Source organism: Rhizobium sp. LCM 4573 (assembly GCF_001854865.1).
Classification (GTDB): domain Bacteria; phylum Pseudomonadota; class Alphaproteobacteria; order Rhizobiales; family Rhizobiaceae; genus Neorhizobium.
The window spans coordinates 566,115-591,619 of sequence record NZ_MDDW01000001.1 but is presented as its reverse complement, the minus strand read 5'-3'; the positions used below and the strand labels follow the sequence as shown (position 1 = coordinate 591,619).

General features: G+C 62.5%; 21 protein-coding genes. 8 read left to right on the top strand and 13 right to left on the bottom strand.

The window, feature by feature from the left end; translation table 11 throughout:
* Nucleotides 1-28: 28 nt before the first annotated feature.
* Nucleotides 29-1,243: a lytic murein transglycosylase gene (locus LCM4573_RS03050; protein ID WP_407071711.1), complete on the bottom strand. Its 1,215-nt coding sequence runs from the start codon at nucleotides 1,241-1,243 to the stop codon at nucleotides 29-31.
* 198 nt (nucleotides 1,244-1,441) lie between these two features.
* Between LCM4573_RS03050 and galU the strand changes: the two genes are divergently transcribed.
* Complete coding sequence (galU, locus tag LCM4573_RS03045; RefSeq protein WP_244505214.1) at nucleotides 1,442-2,329, top strand: UTP--glucose-1-phosphate uridylyltransferase GalU; 888 nt, start codon at nucleotides 1,442-1,444, stop codon at nucleotides 2,327-2,329.
* A gap of 83 nt (nucleotides 2,330-2,412) precedes the next feature.
* Here the strand turns inward: galU and LCM4573_RS03040 are convergent, their stop codons facing one another.
* Both LCM4573_RS03040 and LCM4573_RS03035 read right to left on the bottom strand, forming a co-directional pair.
* A complete protein-coding gene (locus tag LCM4573_RS03040; protein WP_071005158.1) occupies nucleotides 2,413-3,699 on the bottom strand; it encodes a sugar MFS transporter in 1,287 nt (428 codons plus the stop codon).
* 177 nt (nucleotides 3,700-3,876) lie between these two features.
* Nucleotides 3,877-5,403: an outer membrane beta-barrel protein gene (locus LCM4573_RS03035; RefSeq protein ID WP_071004328.1), complete on the bottom strand. Its 1,527-nt coding sequence runs from the start codon at nucleotides 5,401-5,403 to the stop codon at nucleotides 3,877-3,879.
* A 157-nt stretch (nucleotides 5,404-5,560) separates the two neighbouring features.
* On the opposite strand from LCM4573_RS03035, the gene LCM4573_RS03030 reads away from it, so the two are divergent.
* The gene (locus LCM4573_RS03030) at nucleotides 5,561-6,556 is read left to right on the top strand and encodes an SIS domain-containing protein (RefSeq protein ID WP_071005157.1); all 996 of its coding nucleotides are present in this window, start codon (nucleotides 5,561-5,563) and stop codon (nucleotides 6,554-6,556) included.
* A 45-nt stretch (nucleotides 6,557-6,601) separates the two neighbouring features.
* Here LCM4573_RS03030 and LCM4573_RS03025 read toward each other — a convergent pair whose 3' ends face one another.
* Both LCM4573_RS03025 and LCM4573_RS03020 read right to left on the bottom strand, forming a co-directional pair.
* Entirely contained in the window at nucleotides 6,602-7,066 is a 465-nt protein-coding gene (locus LCM4573_RS03025) for an NfeD family protein (protein WP_071004327.1), read from the bottom strand.
* A gap of 3 nt (nucleotides 7,067-7,069) precedes the next feature.
* The gene (locus LCM4573_RS03020) at nucleotides 7,070-8,095 is read right to left on the bottom strand and encodes an SPFH domain-containing protein (RefSeq protein WP_071004326.1); all 1,026 of its coding nucleotides are present in this window, start codon (nucleotides 8,093-8,095) and stop codon (nucleotides 7,070-7,072) included.
* 237 nt (nucleotides 8,096-8,332) lie between these two features.
* Here LCM4573_RS03020 and queC point away from each other — a divergent pair, with 237 nt between their 5' ends.
* The 3 genes from queC to queE are packed head-to-tail and all read left to right on the top strand — an operon-like array spanning nucleotide 8,333 to nucleotide 10,130.
* Nucleotides 8,333-9,043 (top strand): 7-cyano-7-deazaguanine synthase QueC, encoded by a 711-nt coding sequence (gene queC / locus LCM4573_RS03015; RefSeq protein ID WP_071004325.1) that lies wholly within the window; start codon nucleotides 8,333-8,335, stop codon nucleotides 9,041-9,043.
* The gene (gene queD, locus LCM4573_RS03010) at nucleotides 9,043-9,399 is read left to right on the top strand and encodes a 6-carboxytetrahydropterin synthase QueD (protein ID WP_071004324.1); all 357 of its coding nucleotides are present in this window, start codon (nucleotides 9,043-9,045) and stop codon (nucleotides 9,397-9,399) included. The genes queC and queD overlap by 1 nt, the downstream gene beginning before the upstream one ends.
* Nucleotides 9,396-10,130, top strand: a complete 735-nt coding sequence (queE, locus tag LCM4573_RS03005; protein ID WP_071004323.1) for a 7-carboxy-7-deazaguanine synthase QueE — start codon at nucleotides 9,396-9,398, stop codon at nucleotides 10,128-10,130. Before queD ends, queE begins: the two co-directional genes overlap by 4 nt.
* 69 nt (nucleotides 10,131-10,199) lie before the next feature.
* Here queE and hemH read toward each other — a convergent pair whose 3' ends face one another.
* The 7 genes from hemH to LCM4573_RS02970 form a co-directional block, all read right to left on the bottom strand.
* Nucleotides 10,200-11,234 (bottom strand): ferrochelatase, encoded by a 1,035-nt coding sequence (gene hemH / locus LCM4573_RS03000; RefSeq protein WP_071004322.1) that lies wholly within the window; start codon nucleotides 11,232-11,234, stop codon nucleotides 10,200-10,202.
* Between the two features lie 118 nt (nucleotides 11,235-11,352).
* Nucleotides 11,353-13,293, bottom strand: a complete 1,941-nt coding sequence (locus LCM4573_RS02995) for a 5'-nucleotidase C-terminal domain-containing protein (protein ID WP_071004321.1) — start codon at nucleotides 13,291-13,293, stop codon at nucleotides 11,353-11,355.
* Nucleotides 13,294-13,512: 219 nt separating this feature from the next.
* Nucleotides 13,513-13,890, bottom strand: coding sequence for an outer membrane lipoprotein Omp10 (omp10, locus tag LCM4573_RS02990; protein ID WP_071004320.1), 378 nt, complete (start codon nucleotides 13,888-13,890; stop codon nucleotides 13,513-13,515).
* A gap of 158 nt (nucleotides 13,891-14,048) precedes the next feature.
* Nucleotides 14,049-15,500, bottom strand: a complete 1,452-nt coding sequence (locus LCM4573_RS02985; RefSeq protein ID WP_071004319.1) for a homospermidine synthase — start codon at nucleotides 15,498-15,500, stop codon at nucleotides 14,049-14,051.
* 203 nt (nucleotides 15,501-15,703) lie between these two features.
* Entirely contained in the window at nucleotides 15,704-16,336 is a 633-nt protein-coding gene (locus LCM4573_RS02980) for an aminotransferase class IV family protein (RefSeq protein WP_083347285.1), read from the bottom strand.
* The gene (locus tag LCM4573_RS02975) at nucleotides 16,321-17,490 is read right to left on the bottom strand and encodes an aminodeoxychorismate synthase component I (protein WP_071004318.1); all 1,170 of its coding nucleotides are present in this window, start codon (nucleotides 17,488-17,490) and stop codon (nucleotides 16,321-16,323) included. The genes LCM4573_RS02980 and LCM4573_RS02975 overlap by 16 nt, the downstream gene beginning before the upstream one ends.
* Before the next feature lie 174 nt (nucleotides 17,491-17,664).
* Complete coding sequence (locus LCM4573_RS02970) at nucleotides 17,665-19,512, bottom strand: M3 family oligoendopeptidase (protein WP_071005155.1); 1,848 nt, start codon at nucleotides 19,510-19,512, stop codon at nucleotides 17,665-17,667.
* Nucleotides 19,513-19,682: 170 nt separating this feature from the next.
* Between LCM4573_RS02970 and LCM4573_RS02965 the strand changes: the two genes are divergently transcribed.
* Complete coding sequence (locus LCM4573_RS02965; protein WP_116285279.1) at nucleotides 19,683-21,245, top strand: sigma-54 dependent transcriptional regulator; 1,563 nt, start codon at nucleotides 19,683-19,685, stop codon at nucleotides 21,243-21,245.
* Between the two features lie 209 nt (nucleotides 21,246-21,454).
* Nucleotides 21,455-23,281, top strand: a complete 1,827-nt coding sequence (locus LCM4573_RS02960) for a DUF882 domain-containing protein (protein ID WP_071005154.1) — start codon at nucleotides 21,455-21,457, stop codon at nucleotides 23,279-23,281.
* A 36-nt stretch (nucleotides 23,282-23,317) separates the two neighbouring features.
* Here LCM4573_RS02960 and LCM4573_RS02955 read toward each other — a convergent pair whose 3' ends face one another.
* Complete coding sequence (locus LCM4573_RS02955; protein ID WP_071004316.1) at nucleotides 23,318-23,950, bottom strand: TetR/AcrR family transcriptional regulator; 633 nt, start codon at nucleotides 23,948-23,950, stop codon at nucleotides 23,318-23,320.
* 165 nt (nucleotides 23,951-24,115) lie between these two features.
* On the opposite strand from LCM4573_RS02955, the gene LCM4573_RS02950 reads away from it, so the two are divergent.
* Nucleotides 24,116-25,492 carry an MFS transporter gene (locus tag LCM4573_RS02950; protein ID WP_244505213.1) on the top strand — a complete coding sequence of 459 codons (1,377 nt, stop codon included), beginning with the start codon at nucleotides 24,116-24,118 and terminating at the stop codon, nucleotides 25,490-25,492.
* The last annotated feature ends 13 nt before the right edge of the window (nucleotides 25,493-25,505 follow it).

Genomic DNA, 25,505 nt, shown 5'->3' with positions numbered 1-25,505 from the left:
AGCGATCTTGGGCGCGAGCAAGCATTTGTCAACGCAAGGCTTCGAGAAGCGATTGCGACGGCTCGCCATCCGACTGCATGCCCAGCCTCTGCTGGATCGCCGAAATAGCGGCCTTCGAGCCGGAGCCGAAATTGCCGTCGATCTCGCCGTCGTAATAGCCGAGTTCCTTCAGGCGGCTCTGCAGCTCGAACTTCTCCTTGACGTCCAGCGTGCCGTTGGGGCGCGGCCAGCGCTGGTGAACGCCGCCATGGCCGGCGATCTCGTCCGCCAGGAGGCCAACGGCAAGCGCATAGCTGTCGGCTGCATTGTAGCGCTTGATGACGAAGAAATTCTTCAGCATCAGGAAGGCAGGAGCGTTGGGACCACCGAGCATCTTCAGCTCGGCACGATCGGAGCCGCGGGGAAAGCCCTTGCCATTGGGACGCGTGAAGCCGAGAGCGGCCCATTGGGCGAGCGTCTTCGTCTGCCCTTCGTATTTGGCGCCGCCAGATGGGATGGCTGCCTCGTAGCCCCAGGTTTTGCCGGTTTGCCAGCCATTCTTGGCGAGAAGGTTGGCGGAGGTCGCCAGCGCATCCGGTACGGAATTCCAGATATCGCGGCGGCCGTTGCCATCGGCATCGACCGCATAGAGGAGATAGCTGGTCGGGATGAACTGCGTGTGTCCCATGGCGCCGGCCCAGGAGCCGGTGAGATGCTTCGGGGTGATGTCGCCGGCCTGTAGGATCTTCAGTGCGGCGATCAGCTGGTTGCGGGCGAATTTCGCCCGCTTGGGATCGCCCCATGCCAGCGTTGCGAGCGCCTGCGGCACATAGTGCAGCCGGTCCGGCTTTTCGAGCACCGCGCCGTAGTTCGACTCCATGGACCAGATGGCGAGCAATATGTGCTTGTCGACGCCGAAATGGCGTTCCAGCGCATTGAGCGTCGAGCCGTGCTTGGCCTTCATTTCCCGACCGATGCGGACGGTATAGGGGTTCACCCGCGAATCCAGATAGTCCCAGATCTTCGACTTGAACTCCGGCTGATAGTTTGCCTTGTCGAGAACCGCTGCGTCAGGCTCCGAGATGCCTGCGAATGCCTTTTCATAGGTCGAGCGGCTGATGCCGCTTGCGGCGGCCGTCTGGTAGAATTTTGCAATCCAGGACTTGAAGCTGTCGTTGGCCTGGGCATCTATCGGCGTTGTCGCGGCGGCAATGCCTACGATCAGAGAGAAAACAAGCCCGCGAAAGCGATTGGTGCGAAACATGGTCATCGGCAGTCGTGTCCGTTGCTCTTGTGTTAACATCGGCGAGTGCTCAAAGCGGCTCCAGGATCGATTAGCATCATAGAGTCAACAAATTCTTTACCATAGAGAGAGGATGAGCGCACTCTTTGCGAAACGGCAGCAAACCGTTAGTAAAGGCGCACATCGAAATTCGCACCAGAAATGCCGCAGGAGGTATGCGTGGGACAGAAGAAGATCAGAAAAGCCGTTTTTCCGGTTGCCGGCCTTGGGACACGTTTCCTGCCCGCGACGAAGGCGGTTCCGAAGGAAATGCTTACCGTCGTGGACAAGCCGGTCATCCAGTATGTCGTGGATGAAGCGGCCCAGGCGGGCATCGAGCATTTCGTCTTCGTGACCGGCCGCGGCAAGGGGGTCATCGAGGACTATTTCGACATCCAGTACGAACTGGAGCAGATGCTGCGCGAGCGCAACAAGAATGCAGAGCTGACCCTGCTTTCCGATCTCCTGCCGACGGCGGGCACCGCAAGCTTCACGCGCCAGCAGGTTCCGCTCGGGCTCGGCCACGCGGTCTGGTGCGCGCGCGACATCGTCGGCGATGAACCCTTTGCAGTGCTTTTGCCGGACATGATCATGTCGTCGGAGAAGAGCTGTCTCAAGGGTATGGTTGAACTCTACGATCAGACCGGCGGAAACGTTCTGGCCGTGCAGGAATGTGATCCGGAGCAGGCCCATAAATATGGCATCGTCGGCAAGGGCGCCGCGGTCGGGAAAGAGGGCTTCAAGATCACCCAGATGGTGGAAAAGCCGGCCAAGGGCACCGCGCCGTCCAACTTCTACATCAACGGCCGCTACATCCTGCAGCCGGAAATCTTCAAGATCCTGGAAACGCAGGAACGCGGCGCCGGCAACGAAATCCAGCTTACCGACGGCATGCTGACGCTCGCCAAGGCCCAGGAATTCGCGGCCTATCACTTCAAGGGCGAGACATATGACTGTGGCGCCAAGGACGGCTTCATCCTTGCAAACCTCGCATTCGCCCTGCAGCGCCAGGATATCCGCCCGGCGATCGAGGGACCGCTGAAGGCGATGGTATCCGGCCTCAAGTAAAGGCCGCTTGACCTATCCAAACGAAAAGCCCTCGCGGGAGACCGCGAGGGCTTTTTTGTCGCTGCAAGTCGCGGGCCGAGGGATCAGGCCGGCTTGTGTCCCTTCACGCCGTAGAAGGCGATGTAGAGATAGCAGAGGATCGGCAGCACGAAGGCATGCTGAATACCGATCGTATCCGCAAGGGCACCCTGGACGACGGGCAGAACCGCGCCGCCGACGATCGCAAGGCACAGGATGCCGGAACCCTGGCTGGTATGGCGGCCAAGGCCCTTCAATGCCAGGCTGAAGATCGTCGGGAACATGATGGAGTTGAAGAGGCCGATGGCCAGCACGGTCCACATGGCGAGCTTGCCGCTCGTCAGGATCGTGACGAGAAGAAGCAGTATGACCATGGCGGCATTGAAGGCGAGTGCCTTGCCGTCGTTGACATAGCGCATGGCGAAGGAGCCAATGAAACGGCCGACCATGGCACCGCCCCAGAAATAGGCGACGTAATGGGCGGCCTCGGCCTCCGGCATGCCGGCGATCGTCGGCTCACCGAGGAAATTCACCAGGAAGCTGCCGATGCTGACTTCTGCGCCGACATAGACGAAGATGCCGATCGCGCCGAGCACCAGATGGCGGTAGCTCCAGGCGGAGCCTTCCTCCACGCCCGCGGTTTCGGTCTCCTCCTCATCGACGGTCGGGAGCTTCAGGGCGGCGAAGATGGCGGCCAGGACGATGAAGGCGACGGCGAGAAGGAGATAGGGGAAGCGGACGGCATCCGCCTCGACCGCCCGAAGCGCTTCCATCTGTTCGGGGCTTGTGCCCGGCAGGCTCGCGGTCGCGGCCGAGAGGATCAGGAAGGCACCGAACATTGGGGCAAGCGTGGTGCCGAGCGAATTGAACGCCTGGGTGAGCGTCAGCCGGCTTGCCGCGCTTTCCGGCGCGCCGAGCGCGGTCACATAGGGGTTGGCCGCGACCTGCAGCACGGTGATCCCGGCGGCGAGCACGAAGAGGGCGCCGAGGAAGAGCCCGTAGACGCGGTAGGCTGCGGCGGGGATGAAGAGCGCGCAGCCGACTGCCGCGACGAGGAGGCCCACCACGATGCCCCATTTGTAGCTGATGCGCTTCACGAGCKCGCCGGCCGGAAGCGACACGATGAAATAGGCGCCGAAGAAGCAGAGCTGGATCAGCATGGACTGCGTATAGTTCAGCGAGAAGACGCTCTTCAGATGCGGGATGAGAATGTCGTTCAGGCAGGTGATGAAGCCCCACATGAAGAACAGGGTGGTGAGGGCAATCAGTGCGAATTGATAATTGTTGGCGCTCGACCCGGCAGCGGAGCTCTTTCCGCCCGTCGTAACGCTGCTATTGGAATAACTAGCCACGTTCAAACCTTCCTACACACACAAAGGCGCAGCCGATGCTGCGGTGCGGCGGGATCTCTCCGCCTGGCCCCTAATATGCTGCATCTGCGAAGTTTGGAAGGCCGAGACGGTTCACATTTGGTGGCTTCACCGTTCAGGAAGCCCATATCTGGTGGAAAGCAGGCCGGTTGAGACGCGTCAGCGACGCAGCGTGAGACCGACGCCGGCGCGGAAGATATTGTCGCTGGCCCGGCCCGAATTTTCGTTGCGCTCGTATTCCACATCGCCGGTGAGATCGAGATAACGGCTGATGTTCCAGGTCAATCCGGCGCCGGTGACCCAGCCGGTCTCGCTCGAACCGCCGGAAAAGTCGCGCAGCGTCGTTCCGCCGCTCAAGCGCGCTACGAGATTGCTGCGGAGCTGGTGGGTAACCTCCGCCGTCAGCGCATATTCCACCCAGCCGCTCTGGCCAGGCGAGGTGGCATCCTGCAAGGTGGTGGCGAGGCCCAGATTGACATCGGTGCCACGCCGAGGCGACCAGGTCACCAGGCTATCGAAGGTGACCGCATCGAGCGAGGCGAGGCGGTCGTCATCATAGCGCCGAGTTTCGTAACCTACGCCAACCTCGCCATGCAGCTTTTCGCCGAAATCGAATTCCACGCCGCCGCGCGCCGCATAGCTGCGCGAGGAACGGGCGTAACCGGCGCCGTCGCGCCTCTCGTCGTAGAAGGTGCGGCCTGTCGACACTTCCACGAAGGGTATCAGGGCCGGCGAAAGTTCGTAGCCGAGCCTTAGCCTGCCATCGACGCCGGTGCGGTCGCGATCGCTGAGGTCGACGGTCGTGCCGTCCCTGAGTTTGGCTTCCGTATAGACCTCGCGGCTGACGGCGACTGCCGCAAGACCGCGGATCACCCCGAGATCGCGCTCRACCGAGAGGCCGCCGTCGAACTGGTGCACGCCGGATTGAGTGGCTGCGCCGCCGATGGCGTTCGGATCGTCGTTGTCTTCGCGTTCGAAACCGTAGCCGCCGGTGATGCGGGCGACCGTATCGCCCGCAAGGTCCAGCCGCAGGTCCGCATCGATGCGCGCTTCCGGCTCGTTGTCCCGGTCCCCGCTGATCGTCCGCTCGAATGTGCCTTCGCCGTTGACCGTCAGCGCATGGCGCGCCCAGTCGGAGGTGAGCGTGCCGCGAACCGTGGTGGCGAGATAGTTCCGCTTTTCGTCCGATCCCCCGCTGCGACGTTCGGTGTTGACGCTCTGGTTCACCGAGGGACGAAGAAGGAAGGTGCCGAGCCGAACGCCGGTCGCATCGACTTCCGCGCGCGGGGCCGCATCCCCTTCGATCGGTCCCGCCGGGAGGTTGTCGTCCTCTTCGTAGGGCTGGTTCAGATCTTCCGCGTAGGCGGCCTCCTCGGTAGGGCTCGCGGAGGCTTCGCCCATACGGAGCCGGGCATCGCCGGCAAGCGGGGTGTCAGCCTCGGGATCGGCGGTCGCATCCGCTTGCAAAGGGCTTGTGGCATCAGGAGCGCCATCCGGCGGCACGGCGCCAGGCCAGGCGGAACGGCCGATGACGGGGGTGCCGGTGGCACCCGCCGTATCCTGCGGCGGGAAAACAGTTTGCGCGCCTGCATTCAACGGCTGGGCGAGCACGGAACAGGCGAGCAGCAGCGCGAGCGGTTTCCCGCGCCGAGGAAGCGTTGCACCTGTTTTGCCGCTGATTGCCATGAACCTGCCTGGGCACCCGAAAGCTTACCCAAACGTAAAGCCATGTGGTTAATTATTGGTTGTCCACCTTAATTTACCGTGGGGCAGGGTCACGGAAGGTAACTGGCTGTAAATGGATGCCAATGGACTTGAGCAGCGAAACACGCTAAACGGCGGCATGATAAAGAGAGCTCTAAAGACCGTCGAGATGGACCTGGTCGATTCCGCCATTCGGACAGTCTCTATTGAAAGACAGGGCCTCGAGGCCCTTGAGAACGCGCTACGCGATCGGCTCGCCGAGCCGTTCCGCAAGGCCGTCGAATTGATCGGCGGCATCAAGGGACGCGTCATCGTTACGGGGGTCGGCAAGAGCGGGCATATCGGCGTGAAAATCGCCGCCTCCTTCGCGTCCACCGGAACGCCGTCGTCATTCGTTCACGCGGCCGAGGCCAGCCATGGCGATCTCGGCATGATTACCGCCGAGGACGTGGTGCTGGCCCTTTCCTGGGGTGGGGAAACCGCCGAACTCCAGGGGATCGTCAGCTTCTGCCGTCGCTTCTCCATTCCGCTGGTTTCCATTACATCGGGCGCGGCTTCCACGCTTGCGCGCCTTTCCGACATCGTTCTGCTGCTGCCGAAGGAGCAGGAGGCCTGCCCGCATGGGCTGGCGCCCACTACGTCGGCCATCATGCAGCTCGCGATCGGCGATGCGCTGGCTGTCGCGCTTCTGGAAGCCAGGGGCTTCACCGCGCTCGATTTCCGTGTCTTCCATCCGGGCGGCAAGCTGGGCGCCATGCTGAGCCGGGTCGGAGACCTCATGCATCGCGGTGACCGCATTCCGCTCGTGCCGAAGGGCACACCGTTGCCGACGGCGGTGATGACGCTTTCCCAGATGCGCTTCGGCTGCGTCGGCGTGCTCGACGGGGAGGGCCGGCTTTGCGGCATCGTCACCGACGGGGACCTTGCGCGCGGCCTGAACCTCAATCTTTCCGCGATGGTGGTCGACGATATCATGACCGGCAATCCGAAGACGGTGACGGAAGACATGCTCGCCACCGCGGCCATGGGGTTGCTCAACAAGCACAATATTTCCGCCCTGATCGTCACCGACGAAGACCGGCGGCCGGTCGGCATAGTGCATTTTCATGACCTGCTGCGCGTCGGCGTCGCCTGACCGGAGATTTCGGAACTTCGCACGGCTTCGCGGAGCCGGCCTTTTTCAGCCCTCCGAGGCTTCGACCGTCAGACCGCCGCCGGTGGATGAAACCACCTTCACCCGCGTGCCGGCCGGCAGGTCCGGCCCCATGACCGCCCACCAGGTATCATCCAGACGGATTCGCCCGCGTCCTTCCATGATAGGCTCGGCAAGCGTGGCCGTGCGGCCGATCAGGCTTTCGCCGCGCCGGTTGAGCAGCGGTTCATCGCTGGCGTGATTGTCGCGGGCGTAGAAGCGCCGCCCGGCGAGCGCGAAGACGACCGAAAGCACGGCGAAGACGAGGAACTGCACCTGCCAGGACCAGACGCCTGTCTCCCATAAAAGCAGAGAGAGTATGCCGACGACGATCGCCGCAAGCCCGATCCAGATCAGGAAGACGCCGGGCGCCACGAGCTCGGCCGCCAGAAGCACGAGGCCGACGATCCACCAGCTCCAGAGACCAAGTTGGGCGGTGAGCGACTGGACCATGGCTCAGGTCTCGGCGGGTGGGCTGGAAGGTCTGACGGGCGGTGTCGTGCGCGGAGGTGCTGCTCGAGGCCGAACAGGTGCCGGGGCCGGGGCGGCAGCCGCTACCCCGCCGTCGCCAAAGACCTCCTTCGCAATTGCGCCGATTCCGCCGAGAGAGCCGATGAGCGAGGAAGCTTCGAGCGGCATGAGGACGATCTTCGTGTTCGTCGCGGTGCCGATTTCCGCAAGCGCCTCGGTATATTTCTGGGCGACGAAGTAGTTGATGGCGTGCACGTCACCGGCGGCGATCGCCTCGGAAACCGAGCGGGTCGCCTTGGCTTCGGCTTCGGCAAGGCGTTCGCGGGCCTCGGCCTCGCGGAAGGCGGCCTCCCTTTCGCCCTCCGCCTTCAAGACGGCGGCCTGCTTGGCACCCTCGGCGCGAAGGATTTGCGCGTTACGGGAACCTTCGGCCTCCAGAACCTGCGCGCGCTTCTCGCGCTCGGCTTTCATCTGGCGAGCCATCGCATCGACGAGATCGGTCGGCGGGCGAATGTCCTTGATCTCGATGCGCGTGACCTTGATGCCCCAGGGGCCGACCGCCTCGTCCACCACGCGCAACAGTCGCTCGTTGATGACATCACGGTTCGAAAGGAGCGCATCGAGATCCATCGAGCCCATGACCGAGCGGATATTGGTCATGGTGAGGTTCTGAATGGCGTTTTCGAGGTCGGAAATCTGGTAGGCGGCCTGAGCGGGGTTCAGAACCTGATAGAAGGCCACGGCATCGGCCGAGACGCTGGCATTGTCCTTGGTGATGACTTCCTGGGTGGGAATGTCGAGCACCTGTTCCATCACATTCATGCGGGCGCCGATGCGCTCGATAAAGGGTGTGATGAGGTTGAGGCCGGGATCGAGCGTGCGCGTGTAGCGGCCGAAGCGTTCCACGGTGTAGCGATAGCCCTGGGGCACGGTCTTGATGCCGGCGAACAGTACCAGGATAACCAGCAGGACCAGTATCAGCACGACGATATCGAATCCATCCAGAACCATGAATTCCCTCCTATGGGGCTGTGATGCGTCCCGCTGCGCAATGCTGTCGACACGCCGCGCCGTTCACAAGCACGGTCCTTGCCCGCCCTTATACCTGAATCCGCGAAGCAGTACCCATCAGTTCTGGTGGTTGCGGGAACTTTGCACAGGATGTTTGACGCGGCGGACCTCAGTCTCTAAAGAGGCCGCTTTGAAAGACCGGTCGCAGCCTACCCGGACAAAACAAGGACACCTGATATGAAAACCATCGTCGTCTGCTCCGGCGGACTGGATTCCGTTTCGCTCGCCCACAGGATCGCGGCGGAACACGAACTTCTCGGACTGATCTCCTTCGATTACGGTCAACGGCATCGCAAGGAGCTCGACTACGCCGCCGCCTGTGYGAAGCGGCTCGGCGTCTTCCACGAAATCATCGACATGCGGGGCATCGGCAGCCGGCTGACCGGCTCGGCGCTCACCGACGATGTCGACGTGCCGGACGGTCATTATGCCGAGGAAACCATGCGCATCACCGTGGTTCCGAACCGCAACGCGATCATGCTCGCGATCGCCTTCGGCGTGGCGGCGGCGCGCGAGGCGGATGCGGTGGCGATCGCCGTCCATGGCGGCGACCACTTCATCTATCCGGATTGCCGTCCGGGCTTCATCGATGCCTTCCAGGCGATGCAGGACCGTGCGCTGGATGGTTACGCCTCGGTGAAGCTTCTGGCGCCCTATGWGCGCGAATCGAAGGCCGAGATCGTGAAGGACGGCGCCGCCCACGGCACGCCCTTTGCCGAAACTTGGTCCTGCTACAAGGGCGGGGCGCTGCATTGCGGCCGCTGCGGCACCTGCGTCGAGCGGCGCGAGGCTTTTCATCTTGCCGGAGTCGCGGACCCGACGGAATACGAGGACCCGGATTTCTGGATTGCCGCGACCGAAGGCTTCCGGGCCGGGGAGATCCGCTGATGTACCGGATCACCAAGGAATTTCATTTCTCCGCCTCGCATCAGCTCACGCATCTGCCGGCCGACCATCAGTGCGCGCGCCTGCATGGCCATAATTACATCGTCGTGGTGGAGCTTGCCGCCGCCGAGCTCGACGAGGACGGCTTCGTGCGCGATTATCACGAGCTCAAGCCGCTCAAACAGTATATCGACGAGGAATTCGACCACCGGCACCTGAACGAAGTCTTCGGGCATGAGCGGGTGACATCGGAATTCCTGGCCCGGCATTTCTACGACTGGTGCAAGGCGCGGCTGCCGGAAACCTCTGCCGTGCGCGTCAGCGAAACGCCGAAAACCTGGGCGGAATACCGGCCATGACCGGCTCGGATGCCCGCATCCGGGTGAGCGAGATCTTCGGGCCGACGATCCAGGGCGAGGGTGTGCTGATCGGCCAGCCGACGGTCTTCGTGCGCACCGGCGGCTGCGATTACCGCTGCAGCTGGTGCGACACCCTGCACGCGGTCGACAGCGCCTATCGCGACGAATGGAAGCCGATGAGCGCCCCGGCGATCTGGGCGGAGGTGGAGCGCCTTTCCGGCGGCGTGCCGCTGACGGTCTCGCTTTCAGGCGGCAATCCGGCCATCCAGCCTTTGGGGCCGCTGATCAGCCATGGCAAGCGAAAGGGTTATCGCTTCGCGCTCGAAACGCAAGGCAACATTGCGAAGGATTGGTTCGAAAACCTTGATACGCTGGTGCTGAGCCCCAAGCCGCCGTCAAGCGGCATGGTGACGGACTGGCATGCCCTGCAGCACTGTCTCGACATGGCGGCCGGCAAGCCGCAGACCGTGTTGAAGATCGTGGTATTCGACGATGCCGACTACGCCTTTGCCAAGGATGCGGCGGCGCGCTTTCCGCATCTGCCGGTCTATCTGCAGCCCGGCAACCATACGCCGCCACCGCCGGATGACGACGATGCCGTCGTCGATATCGACGGGGTCATGGATCGGATGCTCTGGCTCGTCGGCAAGGTGACGGAGGACCGCTGGTTTGCGGCCCGCGTGCTGCCGCAGCTGCATGTGCTCTTATGGGGGAACCGAAGAGGAGTGTAACAGCAGGAGTTAAAGGGGGACGACGCCCGGCAGGGCAGAGGGATGAGCAAAACGCTTTACTTTCGTGGATTAAACCCAGCCCTGAAGCTCGCGGCGGACGACCTGTTCCAGCACCGTCATTCCATCCGGACTGTCGTTGAGGCAGGGAATGTGGACGAATTTTTCGCCGCCGTAGTGCAGGAAGCTTTCGGCCGCTTCCCCGGCGATTTCCTCTAAGGTCTCAAGACAGTCGGAAACGAAGCCGGGATTCATGACGGCGATGCGTTTGACACCTTCGCTCGCCAGTTTCTCGACCGTCTTGTCGGTATAGGGCTGCAGCCATTCTTCCGGCCCGAAACGGGACTGGAAGGTGACCATGAAGCGCTCCGGCGACAGGCCGAGCGCTTCCCGAAGCAGGTGCCCGGTTATCTCGCAATGGCTGCGATAGGGATCGCCTTTTTCAGAATAGGAGAGGGGGATGCCGTGGAAGGAGGCGAGCAGGACTTCGGGCTCCCAGTCGAGTGTGGAAAGGGTCTGCCTGTAGGAATTCGCCAGCGCCTCGATATAGCCCGGATCGTCGTGATAGGGCGGCACCGTGCGCACGGCCGGCTGCCAGCGCAGCTTCATCAGGTGTTCGAAGGCCTTGTCATTGACCGTTGCCGTGGTGGAGGCGGAATATTGCGGGTAGAGTGGAAAGACGAGGATCTTCTCGCAACCCTTCTCCTTCAGCGCATCGATGCGTGACGCGATCGAAGGCTGGCCGTAGCGCATGCCCCAATCGACCACGACATTCGGCAGGTCCCCGAGCGCCTCGGCCATCAGCTCCGCCTGGTTGCGGGTATAGGTGCGCAGGAAGCTCTCGTTTTTTTCCTTGTTCCAGATCGCCTCGTAAGCCTTGCCTACCTTCTGCGGCCGCTTGCTCAAGACGATGCCTTGGAGGATCGGATACCAGTAGAGGCGCGACCACTCGATGACGCGGCGATCGGAGAGGAATTCGGAGAGATAGCGGCGCATCGGCCAATAGCTCGTGCCGTCCGGCGTTCCGAGATTGACCAGCAATACGCCGACCTTGCCGAAGCTCGCCTCTGATTGGCTGGTGGGCATATGCGCGGGTTTGGAGGTCATGGACGCTCTTTCGATGTGACGGGACGGCACTTCTCGGCCGAACTGCGGCTATTTAGAAACAAAAACCGGTCCGGGAAAGACCCGGACCGGTTCTTCATGCGAGACAAATCGTCTTAGCTTATTGGCCGGGCAGTTCCAGTTCCGCGCCGACAAGGATGCGGTTCGGGTTGCGCAGGCTGTTGGCCTCGGCGATCCGCGTCCACTGATTGCCGTCGCCATACTCGGCTTCCGCTATCTTCCAGAGGGAATCGCCGCGAGTGACGGTGTAGGTCTTCGGGCCGCCGGCGGCCGGGGCAGGCGTTGCGGGCTGCTGAGCCGGAGCCGCGGGAGCAGCCGCCGTCTGGCCGGACGACGGAGCGGCGGGTGCCGGAGCGGCGGGAGCGGTTGCTGCCGGAGCCGAAGGAGCGGCGGGTGCTGCTGCGGTTTCCTTGGCGGGCGGGGTGTAGTCCGCTGGAGTCGCGTCGGTGATGCGGCCATCGGTGAAGGGCTTGTAGGGGTTGTTGGCCGTCAGGTAATCGGCGACCGCCTRTTCGAGGTTCGGCCCGAAATCGTATGGATTGACCGCGTTGGTCGCGAAGGTCTTGTAGCCATCGCCGCCGCCACGGACATAGTTGTTGGTAACGACGCCGTAGGTCTTGTTCGGATCGAGCGGCACGAAGGCTTCGCCTTCCTTCACCTGGACGTCGCTGACGCGGCTGCCGGGAGGCTTGGAGCGATCGAAGGAATATTTCATGCCGGCGACCTGCGGGAAGCGGCCGGCGCCCTCTTCGATCTGGCCGACGCCGTTTTCCAGCGCGGTGACGAGATCGGAGCCCTTGAGCTGGAAGGTGGCGACGGTGTTCTGGAACGGCAGGACCGTCAGCACCTCGCCCATGGTCACGTCGCCTCCGTCGATCGAGGCGCGCAGACCGCCGCCATTGGCGATCGAGATGGTGATGCCCTGGCCCTTCACGCGGTCGAGCTGTGCTTCGGCCACGAGATTGCCCATCGAGCACTCCTTGGCGCGGCAGACCCGCCGGTCGCCTTCGATCGGCCCTTCGGAAAYGCCGACCACCTTTTTCTTCAATTCTTCCAGGGGCTTGCCGAGTTCGGCAACCTTGGCGACATAGCCGGCATCCGGCGTGATCGAGGCATCGAGGAGCTTCGGGGCGCCCTCGGCCGATTTCACCACGCCATTGTCATCGAAGACCACCTTCAGGTCGCCGAGGTATTTCGAATAGGCATAAGCCTGAACGATCGGAACATCCACGCCGGCGGGGTTCTTCACCAAAGTGGGGTAGGAGCCGGCGGCCTTTTCGTCGGTGCTGGAGAGCAGCGTATGGCTGTGACCGCCGACGATGACGTCGATGCCGTTCACGGCCGCGGCGATCTCCTGGTCCCGCACATAGCCGACATGCGACAGGAGGATGATCTTGTTGACGCCCTGCGCTTCGATCTCCGGAACCACCTTGTTCAGGTATTCGACCTCATCCTCGAAACGGATAGTATCTCCCGGAGAGGAGGTCTCGTCGGTATCGGTCGCCAGCACGGAGACGACGGCGACCTTCTGACCGCCCATTTCCTTGATGATGTAGCCCTCGAACTTCTTGGCGACCGGGCTGTTGTCGGCGGCGATGGTGTTGCCGGAGATAATCGGGAAATCGGCGGCGTCTATAAACTTCAGGAGTTCTTCCGGGCCGTCGTCGAATTCATGGTTGCCGATCGCCATGGCATCAAAGCCGATGCCGTTCATGAAATCCGCCACCGGGCCGCTTTTGAAGGTGCTGTAGAAAAGCGATCCCTGAAACTGGTCGCCGRCATCCAGCACCAGCAGATTCTGCCCGTTCAACTCGCCGCGGCGGCCGTCGATGGCGGCCTTTACGCGGGCGATGCCGCCGAAGCACTCGTTCTTGGAGGCTTCTTCCGTGGTGCAGGTGGAATCGAATTTGTTGATGGGCTCGATACGGGAATGAAGATCGTTGATGTGCAGGATATTGAGTTCGTAATCGGCGAGTGCGGCGCCGCACGAAAGAGCGATGGCCGACGCGGTCATCAGCCCAAGTCTCAATGTTTTCATCATGTTGCCTCTCCTGTTCCCTTTTCTGGCGGCTTTTCGCCGCTCGGCTCCCGGCCGTCGTAACATCCCACCATGACAGCCGTTCCGGGTGGGCATGTTTTCATCAACAAAGGCCGGTTTCAAGGGAAATATGACAGGCGGAGAGCGGCTTTCGCGTCTCCGGGAAAATACGAAAAACCCCGCCGGGGAGCGGGGTTTCGGAAAGGTGAGAATGGAAGCCGTTCAGCTCCGTCGGGCGAGCGAGAATTGCGCTCCGCTATCCTGCGTGCAGTTCAGCTGGTTCGGCGTGACGAGCGCACAATTGACCCTGGAGGTCGTCTTGCGCACCAGCGAAGTCATGTTGATCTCGACGAGCGTGGGCGAGACGTTCCTGTAATTGCCGGAGGCGAGAAGGCTGTTGCTGTCCGTCGAACGGGTGGTGAAGGTGCCTGCCTGGAACGTGGAGACGATCCCGTTCGGATCGGCCCAGCTTCCCTCGACGCCCGTTGCGCGCGGTTGCTGTGCGCCCGACGACGGCGGCAGACGGTCCGGAGGAGGAGAGGACACGCACGCGCTGAGTGTGGCGGCGGCAATGAGCACGAGGCTCGCTCTGATTTTCATAACTCTGTCTCCCGCGATTCGATCTGGCCTGGCGCTAAACCATGCCGCGAAGGCCCATGTAACGCAAGGCGTGCAGTTTCACAGGGCCCTTTCTTTCAACACATGAAACGCCCGCGGGAAGGCGGGCGTTTCATAAAGATTAATGGGGAAGGCTGGTCTTAGCGGACCAGGACGTTCCTGAACTGCCAGGGATCGCTGGTGTCGATGTCCTCCGGGAAGAGGCCGGGGCGGCCTTCCAGCGGCGTCCAGTCGATATAATGGCCTTCGACCGGGCCGAGATAAGGAAGCTGGACTTCCAGGCAGCGCTTGTAGTCGATCTCGTCCGCCTCGACGATGCCCGCATTCGGATTTTCCAGCGCCCAGACCATGCCGGCGAGCACGGCGGAGGTCACCTGCAGGCCGGTCGCGTTCTGGTAGGGGGCGATGCGGCGGGTCTCTTCCAGAGACAGGCGCGAGCCGTACCAGTAGGCATTCTTCTCGTGACCGTAGAGCAGGACGCCGAGTTCGTCGATGCCGTCCTCCAGCTCGTCCTCGTCAAGAACGTGGTGGATCGGCTGCGCGTTGCCGCCATTGCCGAACATCTCGTGCAGCGACAGCACGGCATCGTTGGCGGGGTGGTAGGCATAGTGGCAGGTCGGGCGATAGGTCACGTCGCCATCCTTGTCGCGGACCGTGAAATAGTCGGCGATCGAGATGGATTCGTTATGGGTGACCAGGAAGCCATATTGCGGGCCGGGCGTCGGGCACCAGGTGCGCACGCGGGTATTGGCGCCCGGCTGCTCCAGATAGATCGCCGCCTTGCAGCCCTTCTTGTGCTTCTTGGCGTTCTTCGGCATCCACTTCTCATGGGTGCCCCAGCCGAGTTCGGCGGGCTGCAGGCCCTCGGAGATGAAGCCTTCGACGGACCAGGTGTTCCAGAAGACGTTGAGGGGCTTCGGATGCTTGGTGCGCTGGGTGTCGCGCTCGGCGATGTGGACGCCCTTGACGCCGAGCTTTTTCATGAGCTTCGCCCAGCCTTCGCGATCATGCTGGTCGGGCTCTTCGAACTTCAGGCCGGTATCGTTCGCGAGGTTGACGAGCGCCTGCTTGACGAACCAGGAGACCATGCCCGGATTTGCACCGCAGGTGGAAATGGCGGTGGCGCCGCCCGGGTTCTTTTCCTTCTCCTTGCGCACGGTTTCGCGCAGCGCGTAATTGGTGCGGTCGGCATTCTTCATGTTCTTGTCGAAATAGAAGCCGAGCCAGGGTTCGACCACGGTGTCGATGTAAGGCACGTCGAGCTTGCGGCAAAGCTTCATGATGTCGAGCGAGCCGGTATCGACGGAAAGATTGACGCAGAAGCCCTGGCCACCGCCTTCGGTCAGCAGGGGTTTCAGGAGTTTCTTGTAGTTTTCCTTGGTGACGTACGACTTGATATGCCGCACGCCGTGCTTTGCCAGAATTTCAGTGTGATCGGCATCGTCGCGCGGGTCGATCACGACCATCCGGCTCTTGTCGAACTTGAAGTGACGCTCGATGAGCGGCAGCGTTCCGCGGCCGATCGAACCGAAGCCGATCATCACGATCGGGCCGGTGATCTCGCCATACACCGGATAGGTCTTTTCTGACATGTGTTTCTCCTTGATCGGCGGCCTCTCGGCCGTGGGTCCGACTGTGCGGCAGTGGAAGGAATGATTGTTACGCGTGGGTCGGGTTTCAACGGGCAGTTCCAGGCTCTAAGATCATAAAATCTCGTCACAATAAAGAGCCTGTCAAATGGAGCGGGAAAACACGGTTTCCAGCCTGCACATGCGCGCGATTTCGCGCTGAGGGTTCATGATTCTTCGATAAGTTCCGCCGGAATGAGCCCGCGCAGCGAATTGCCGACGAAGAGCCTTCCGCTCCCGAGGTCGGCGGGCGTCAAGACCTGGCTGCGCGCTTTCCGTTCGCGGATAAGCTCGGAGCGCAATATGCCGGGCAGCAGTCCGCTCGCAAGCGGCGGCGTCAGAAGGGAACCGTCCGGCTCCTCGACGAAGACATTGGTGATCGTTCCTTCGCAGACCTCGCCGCGCTCGTTGAGGAGCAGCACCTCGTCGGCCTCTTCCGGCGAAAATTCGGCGCGTGCGGCCTCGTAGGGCTCCCGCCGCGAGGTCTTGTGACGGTAAAGAGGATCGTCCGAGGCAAGCCGGGCGGTTTCGGCAATGCGCAGGCGCCAGACCGAGCCTTCAGGGACCGGCGCGAAGGGACTGGTCGTGATCTCGATCTTGCCGCGATAGGTCATGACGAGGCGCACGCGCAAGGGCGCCTCGCCGCCGACAGCGGCTTCGAGCTGGTTGAGCGTATCCAGCGGCGGCTGACGGAAGCCGAGCGCATCGGCCGAACGGCTCAAGCGGCGAAGATGTTGCTCCAGCCGAACGAAGCCCGTTTCGGGCTCCCACCGCATCGTTTCGATCAGCGAGAAATCCATTGATCGCCTACCGCAAACCGCGCCTTCAACAGGCATTCCTCATATTCGGCATCCGCCTTCGAATCGAAGACGATGCCGCCACCCACATTGAAGACGGCCTTGCCGTCGTTGAAAAGCGAGATCGTACGGATCGCCACTGAAAACCGCATCGGCCCGGCCGGATCGCACCAGCCGATCGCGCCGCAATAGACGTCGCGGCAATCGGCTTCCAGGCCGGCAAGAATCTGCATCGCCCACATTTTGGGCGCTCCTGTGACGGAGCCGCAGGGAAAGAGCGCGGCAAGGATTTCCGGCAGGCCGATTTCGGGCCTCAGCTTGGCCCGCACATGGCTGACCATCTGATGGACGGTCGGATAGGTCTCGATTTCGAAGAGCTTGGGGACGTCAAGCGTTCCCACTTCGCTGACGAGGGAAATGTCGTTGCGCAGCAGATCGACGATCATGCGGTTCTCCGCAAGCGTCTTCTCGTCGGCGAGCATGGCTTCAACGATCGCTTCGTCTTCCTCGGGTGTCTTGCCGCGCGGGGCGGTGCCCTTCATCGGATGGGTTTCGATGAAGCGCTCGGCGTCAACGGAAAAGAAAAGTTCCGGCGAGCGGGAGAGGACGATCGGGCCGCCCGCGTCCCCGGTGAAATCGACGAGCGCGCCGTAGCGGACCGGCTGTCGAGCGACGAGGGACCAGAAGATGAAGCGCGGATCACCCTGCCAGCGGGCGGTGACCGGCATGGTGAGATTTCCCTGGTAACAATCGCCATTGCGCAGGTGCCGGTGCAGGCGGTCGAACCGCTCGCGATAGGTTTCGAAATCCCAGGCGGCGCTGGGTTCGATGAAGGGTTCCTCGTTTCTGGCGGGAAGCGGCGCGGCAAACGGATGGTCCTCGCCGGCGGGGGCGTCGAAAATGCCCATAGCGATGAGCGGCGTCGGCCTTTCCGGCACGATCAGGGGTTTGAGCTTATCCTCGAAGACGTAGCCGGCCTCGTAGGAAATATAGCCCGCGAGCCATTGGCCGGCGCGGCGGGCTTCCTCCAGGCGTTGTAGGGCCGGCAGCACCTCATCCGCCTCATGCGCAGTGACGATTTCCCTCGGCCGGTCGAAGACGAGGCTCCGCCCGGCAGGGTCATCGCGAAAGAGCGCATAGGGTGGGTGGTTTGCCATGTCGGTGTCTCGCAGCTTTGCCCCTCACCCTAGCCCTCTCCCCGCAGGTGGGGAGAGGGGACGTGCCCGGTGAAACCTCTGTGATCGGGGAAAGGTGGTGCCGCTTGCGTCCTTCTCCCCGCGAGCGGGGAGAAGGTGGCGGCAGCCGGATGAGGGGCATCCTCCCCAAGCCAATTACCCCCTATCCAAAGCCTCCAGCTCGTCGATCAGGCCCTCGATCATCGACAGCCCCTTGCTCCAGAACGACGGATCGGTGGCATCGAGGCCGAAGGGCTTCAGCAATTCGGAGTGATGCTTGGTGCCGCCGGCCTTCAGCAGCTCGAAATACTTCTGCTGAAAGCCGGGCTCCGCTTGCTGGTAGACCGCGTAGAGCGAGTTCACCAGGCAATCTCCGAAGGCATAAGCATAGACGTAGAAGGGCGAATGGATGAAATGAGGGATATAGGCCCACCAGGTCTCGTAGCCCTCGGAAATGCGGATCGCCGGCCCGAGGCTTTCCGCCTGTACCGAAAGCCAGAGTTCGCCGATCTGCTCGGAGGTCAGCTCGCCTTCCTTGCGGGCGGTGTGAACCTTGCGCTCGAATTCGTAGAAGGCGATCTGGCGCACGACCGTGTTGATCATGTCCTCCACCTTCTGGGCGAGCATGGCCTTGCGCTCGCGCTTGTCCTTCGTCTTTTCGAGAAGCGCACGGAAGGTCAGCATCTCGCCGAAGACGGAGGCGGTTTCGGCAAGCGTCAGCGGCGTCTGGCACATCAGCGCCCCCTGCTTGCCGGCAAGCACCTGGTGAACGCCGTGGCCGAGTTCATGGGCGAGCGTCATCACGTCGCGCGGCTTGCCCATATAGTTGACGAGGACATAAGGGTGCGCCGAGGGGACGGTCGGATGCGCAAATGCGCCCGGCGCCTTTCCGGTGCGGACCGGCGCGTCGATCCATTCCTCATCAAAGAAGCGGCGGGCGATATCGGCCATTTCCGGGGCAAAGCCGCCATAGGCCGAGAGAACCGTATTCTTCGCCTCATCCCATGGGATGAGCGCATTCGGGGTTTCCGGCAGGGGCGCGTTGCGGTCCCAGAAGTTCATCTCTTCCATGCCGAGCCACTTCGCCTTCATGGCATAGTAGCGGTGCGAGAGGCGGGGATAGGCTTCCTTTACGGCTTCGGCCAGCGCATTCACCACTTCGCGCTCGACGCGGTTGCCGAGGTGGCGTGAGTCGGCGATATCCTCGAAGCCGCGCCAGCGGTCGGAGATATCCTTGTCCTTGGCCAGCGTGTTGGTGACCAGAGTGAAGATGCGGATATTGTCCTTGAAGGTCTTCGAAAGCGCGGCGGCGGCCTTGGCGCGGGTTGGCTCGTCCGGTTCCTGCAGCATGTTGAGCGCCACTTCGAGCGGCACCTTCCCGCCGTCGATGTCATAACGGAGCTCCGCCATGGTCTCATCGAAGAGACGGTTGAAGGCGGCGCTGCTGGTCATCGATTTTTCGAGGAAGAGCTGCTCCAGCTTGTCTTCCAGCTGGTAGGGTTTGTCCTTCCTCAGATCGACGATCCAGGGACGATAATGACCGGCTGCCGGGTCGCGGTCCATGCAGGCATCCATTACCGCGTCGTCGATACGGTTCAGCTCCAGGGGGAAGAACAGAAGATGCGCCGAAAGGTCGGTGAGCTTCGACTGGACGTCGCCGTAGAACTTGCCGTTGGCGGGACTGGACGTGTCGGAGAAATAGGTGAGACCGGCAAACGAGCCGATCTTGCCGAAGATATCTTCGATCACCTCGTATTCGGCGAGCGCCTCGCCGATGCCTCCGCTGCCCGTCTTGCCCGCGGCTTCCGCGAGCTTGCCCTTCCACTTCGCCTCGAATTCCCTGGCGAGCTTCGCAGCCTTGTMGAGGTCGGCGCGGAAAGCCGGCGAATCCTTGTCCTCGTAGAGGTCGGAAAGCTTCCAGACGGGCAGAAGGCCGAGCGCGGGATCGGCCGCGGCACCCTCAGCCGCAGGGGAAAGAACACCGGGAATTGCGATTGCGGGCATATTCAACATATTGTTTCTCCTGGGTCGCCGCTTCCGTCATGCTCGCTTCTTTTCCGCGCCAGCAGTTAAAATGCAAGCTTTTCTCAAAAGGGGATGTTCAACCCTTTATGGGACAAGCGGCCTGTAATGAGCCCATGAGGGGACATAATGACCGCTGCCAGGAGCCGAGCATGATTGCGCAAATCCTTGTTGTCGATGACGATCCCATTCAGCGCCGCCTGTTGAAGAATGCCGTGGAACGCCACAGTCATGCGGCGCATCTCGCAGAGAACGGCCGTGCCGCGCTCGAATTTCTGAAGCGCTCCCGCTCCGAGATCAACGTCATCGTGCTCGATCTGATGATGCCGGAAATGGACGGTCTCACCTTCCTCGAAACGATCCGCGGTATGGGCGTCGAGACGCCGGTGATCGTGCAGACCGGGCAGGGCAGCATCGAATCCGTCGTGCAGGCCATGCGTGCGGGCGCTTTCGATTTCGTGGTCAAGCCGGTATCGCCCGAGCGCATCGCCGCCTCCATTTCCAACGCGCTCAAGCTGGACCAGCGCGAAGGGCGCAGCCGCGCCGGCCGCCGCGTCCGCTCGAGCTCCGTCAATTTCGCCGATATCGTTTCAGCCAGCACCGAGATGCTGCGCGTCATCGATCTGGCGAGGCGCGCCTCGCAATCCAGCATCCCGGTGGTGCTCGAAGGCGAATCGGGCGTCGGCAAGGAGCTTATCGCCCGGGCCATCCAGTCCGGCGGCGACCGGGCGGGCAAGCCGTTCATCACCGTCAACTGCGGAGCCATCCCGCATAATCTCGTAGAAAGCATTCTGTTCGGTCACGAAAAGGGTGCCTTCACAGGTGCCACGGAACGCCATACCGGCAAGTTCGTGGAGGCCGATGGCGGCACGCTCTTCCTCGACGAGATCGGCGATCTGCCRCTCGAAGTGCAGGTGAAGCTGTTGCGCGCCGTGCAGCAGGGCGAGATCGAAACGGTCGGCGCAGCAAAGGTGCAGAAGGTCAATGTCCGGCTGATTTCGGCCACCAACAAGGACCTGATCGAAGAGGTGAGGGCAGGCCGGTTCCGCGAGGATCTCTATTACCGGCTCAACGTCTTCCCGATCACCATTCCCGCGCTTCGCCGCCGCAAGGAGGACATTCCGCATCTGGCGCGCGTTTTTGCCGAGCGCTTCTCGCTCGAGCAGAAGCTGCCGAAGGTGCTGTCGGTTGGCGCCGGTGCGCTGGCGCTTCTGACCGCCTATGACTGGCCGGGAAATATCCGCCAGCTCGAGAACGCCATCTTCCGTGCGGTCGTGCTGGCGGAAGGCGACGAGCTGTCGGAGGCGGATTTTCCGCAGATCGCCGCGCAGGTTCCGGAATTTCGTAGCGCCGAGCTTTCGGCCACGGAGGAGATCATCGCTCCGGCTGTTCGTTACGAACCTGTCGTTACCCTGCCGCTCGATGCGGCTGCCAGGGAACGCGGCGAGCCTCCCCGGCCGGACAGGCCCGATCCGCGCGCGCTTCTGGCGGCGGCCTATCCTTCCGTGGAGAACGTCATCTCCAGCACCGATCAGGCTGGCGAAGTGCGCAAGCTCGCGGATGTAGAAGAGGAGCTCATCCGTTTTGCCTTGAAGTTCTATCGCGGCCAGATGAGCCAGGTAGCGCGAAAGCTGGGGATCGGGCGGTCCACCCTTTACCGGAAATTGAAGGACTACGGTATCGATCCCGACGATCCGCTGAAGGAAGCTGCCTAAAAGCAGCAAGGTAAATCAAGGCATTGGCATGTGGGCTGGTGTTAACTTTCGGGCAAGGATGTTCTGTCACCCTTTGTCAATCTCTCGTTAGTCGATTATTGACTAAATGTGAGAAGCTTGTGAATGTGTGGCAAAATTGCCATCGTGTCACCGCAATTGACAGTCATTTGAGGCAGCAGGGGAATGTTGCCTACAAGACGGGGATAGCCTTGCCTGATCTGAATGCCAGCCAAACGCCTTCGGGTGAAAGCGTGCGCGGTCTCCATGCCGGGCTTTTCCGGGCTCTCGCGAAGCGTGCCGCCGCGGCTGCGTTTTTGATGTGCATGGCCATGCCGTTTACCCTGGCTTCCGTCTCGGAGGCGGCCGCGGAGAATCGCAGCCTCAAGCTCTACTTCGTCCATACGAAGGAAAGGGCGATCATCACCTACAAGCGGAACGGCAGGTTCGATCCCAAGGGGCTGCAGCAGGTCAACCAGTTCCTGCGGGACTGGCGCCGCAACGAGCCCACCAAGATGGACCCGCGGCTGCTCGACCTCGTCTGGGAGGTTTACCGGCGCAGCGGCGCCACCGATTATATCCATGTCGTCTCCGCTTACCGTTCTCCCGCGACCAACGGCGCGCTGCGTTCGCGCACCAAGGGCGTGGCGAAGAACAGCCAGCACATGCTCGGCAAGGCGATGGATTTCTATATTCCCGGCGTAAAGCTTGCGACGCTGCGCAGCACGGCCATGAAGATGGAAGTCGGCGGCGTCGGCTATTATCCGAATTCCGGTTCGCCCTTCGTGCATCTCGATGTCGGCGGGGTGCGTGCATGGCCGCGCATGAGCCGCCAGGAACTGGCCAAGCTCTTCCCGAACGGCAACACCGTTCATCTTCCTTCCGATGGCAAGCCGCTTCCGGGTTACGATACGGCGCTCGCCTCCTACAAGAAGCGCCTGGCTTCCGGCCAGCAGATCGAGATCGCCAGCGCTTCCGGCAGCTCGAGCGGCAAGCGGCGCAACCTTCTGGCCGTGCTCTTCGGCGGCGGCGACGAGGACGAGGATGCAGAAGCCATCGCGGCTCCAGCCCCGGCTGCGCCCGCGCGGCAGAGGCAGGCGGAACCCGCGCCGCAGCCGGTAGCTCCCCAGCCTGCGGCCGAACAGCCGGTCATGGTGGCGGCGGTCGAGCCGCAGCAGCCCGAGAATATCGCAGCGCCCGTGCCGCTTTCGCGCCCCGCGCTGCGCCAGGACAATGGGCCGGGCGGTCTTGCTACGGCGCTCTATTCCCCGACCCGCAACACCGCCCAGGAGGCCCTGCAGGCAGCAATGCCGCCGCAGCCGCGGCAGCCTGAGGGGGAAAACTTCGCCGATCTTGCCCAATATGCCATTCCCGTTCCGACGCTTCTCGGCCCGCGCGGCCTGAAAGGCGACGCGGAACAGGGCGTGATGACCGCTTCGGCCGATGGCGCGCTGCCTGCCGGCGAGCTTGCCGCCGTGCCGCTGCCGGTCGCCCGGCCTTCTATCGCCGAACCTCTGCTTGCTTCAGCCGAGACCGATCCGGAAAGCGAAGCGGATCTCGTGGAGCAGCAACAGCTCACGCCGTCCGTCGTCGCGGCGCTCACCCAGAGCGCGGCAGAGGCTAGGGCGGCCATGACGCCTCAGATGCAGCCGGCGCACCCCGCGCCGAGACCGATGGAAGTGGCGGCTATTCCTTCGAAGCCCGCACAGCCTTCCGGAAGTGGGATGCGCTTCGGCGACGGCTTCGATGCGCCCGTCGACAACTCCAAGCCGGCGGTCGCCACAAAGGGCGGACGTGCGGCAAAGCCCGGCCAGCAAAAGCCGGCGGGTGGCGCGCTGACCGGCGACCTGATCGCCAAATGGGCCGTCAACAACAATCGCGCGGGAGAGATGGCTTCCGTCAAGGCGCCGCGGGTCGTTACCCGCACGCTCAACGCGGACTATTCCGCTGCCTATGCGAGCGGCGGCTTCAAGCCGGTCACCGCGGCACGGTCGATCGACCCGAACCGGTTCAGCGGCCCGGCCGGCATCAAGCGCTGATTCATGAAGCGTCAGAAGGCCGGACTTCGGCCTCTGTCATTCACGCCCGAATTCGGCGGCACTCTTCCCAAGAGGCTGCCGTTCGGTGCCAAACAACGCGTCTATCGCAAAGGCACACATTGCCTCCAATTTCTCCGGCGGCGCGCCATCTCTCGCCTGAACCGAGAGTCCATTCAGGATTGCCGCGATAGTGCCGCCCAGCGCCTCGGCATCCGTTCCCGTCGGTAATTCGCCCTCGCTCACGGCTCGCCGAAAGCGGGCGACGATGCTCTCCTCCTGCAGCCGGCGTCGCTCGGCAAGAAACTCGCGAACGGCATCGTTCTCGACCGCGCTGCTGGAGGCCGCGGATACGACAAGGCATCCCCGGGGCTTGCCGGGCCTCGTATAGACCTGGACCGCTTCCCTGAACATGCGCATCACGGCGTCCCGCGCGGTCGGCTCCTGCAGGAGCGCCCTCGACACGAAACTTCCTTCGCCGGCCTCATAAAGGGCGACCGCCTCGCGGAAAAGCTCCTCCTTGGAGCCGAAGGCCGCATACAGTCGGGCCGGAGCCAGGCCGAGAATTGCCACGAGATCGGAAATCGAGGTGCCTTCATAGCCGCTGGCCCAGAAAGCATCGCGGGCCTTAGCCAAGGCCACATCCCGGTCGAACTCACGCGGACGAGCCATCAAAACCTCCATTATTGAATGATCGATAAATAATCTGCTTGACTTCGAATTGCAAGTTTTCATTATTGAGTGATCATTCAATAATTGATGGAGCCTGCCGCGATGAGCACATCGGACCAGTCGTTTTCTTCAATATCGCCAGAACCAAGCCTAACCAGGGGACGGGTGACCACTCTTGCCCTGCTCGCCTTCGCCCAGCTGATTATCGCACTTGATCTCAACATCGTGTTCGTCGCCCTGCCGGAGATCGGTGCCGGGCTCGGTTTTTCCGGACAGACGCTGCAATGGGTCGTAAGCGTCTACACGGTCTTTACAGGCGGTTTCCTCTTGTTCGGCGGCAGGGCGGCCGATCTCATCGGTCAGCGCCGCATGTTCATTTTCGCGCTGTGGCTCTACGCGTTGTCCTCGCTGGCGGGCGGGCTCGCATGGCGGCCCGAAATCATTATTGCCGCACGGGCGGTGCAGGGAATCGGCGGCGCATTCCTCTTTCCTGCGACGCTCTCGCTCGTGAACCGCCTGTTTGCGGAGGGGCCGGAACGCAACCGCGCCCTGGCCGTATGGGGTGGAGCGGGTGCGAGCGGGCTTACGATCGGTTCGCTTGCCGGAGGGTTCCTGACCGCGGCATTCGGCTGGCCCTCGGTCTTCTATGTGAATGTCCTTCTGGCCGCGGTGGCAATCCTTGCCGCATTCATCGTCATCCCGAAGGATCCAAAGCGGCATGAACATCGCAGCTTCGATCTGGCGGGCGCCGTCACGGTAACCGCCGGCGCAACCTTGCTGGTCTTCGCCCTTGTGCAGGGTCCGGAATATGGGTGGGCTGCTCCGAGCATTATTTGGAGCGCGATATGCGCCGCCGGGTTCCTGCTTGCCTTCGCGATCATCGAGGCGAGGAGCGCGGACCCGCTGATGCCTCTGCGCCTTTTCCGTAATAGAAGTCTGTTTGCGGGCATGACCATCACCTTCCTCTACATGGCGACGTTCGGCACCTTGCCGTATTTCCTGACCGTGTTGTTTCAGAACGTGCAGGGCATGAGCGCGCTGCAAACCGGACTGGCCTTCCTCACGCCTTCGCTGGCGATCGCCGCGGGAACCCAGGCCGGGGAGCGTCTCGCCACCCGCTTCACCACACGCTCGACGCTTATCGCCGGCATGCTCATCGGTGCTGTCGGCACGGTACTGATGGTGCCGGGCGCGGCTGCCGGGAGCGGTTATCTGCTTATCGTTCCCGGTCTGATTATCTCCGGCGTCGGCCAGGGAATCGTCTGGACAGGCATGTGGATCGCGGCTGCCTCGGGCGTTCATCACGACGAGCAAGGCGTTGCATCCGGCATGGCGTCGACGACGCTCAATGTGGGCAATGCGATCGGGCTTGCGATATTGATCGCGATCGCCAATCGCCAAACCCAAGGCCTCTCGGGGAACGAGCTGAGCATTGCGGCCGGCGAGGGAATCCGGCTGGCTTTCTATCTGGCCGCTGCGGGGATCCTGGTTTCGATTCTCGTCGCGTATCTGACGGGCAAGCCGGCGGGGGCAGCAAAATAGGCGCCGGGGCTCT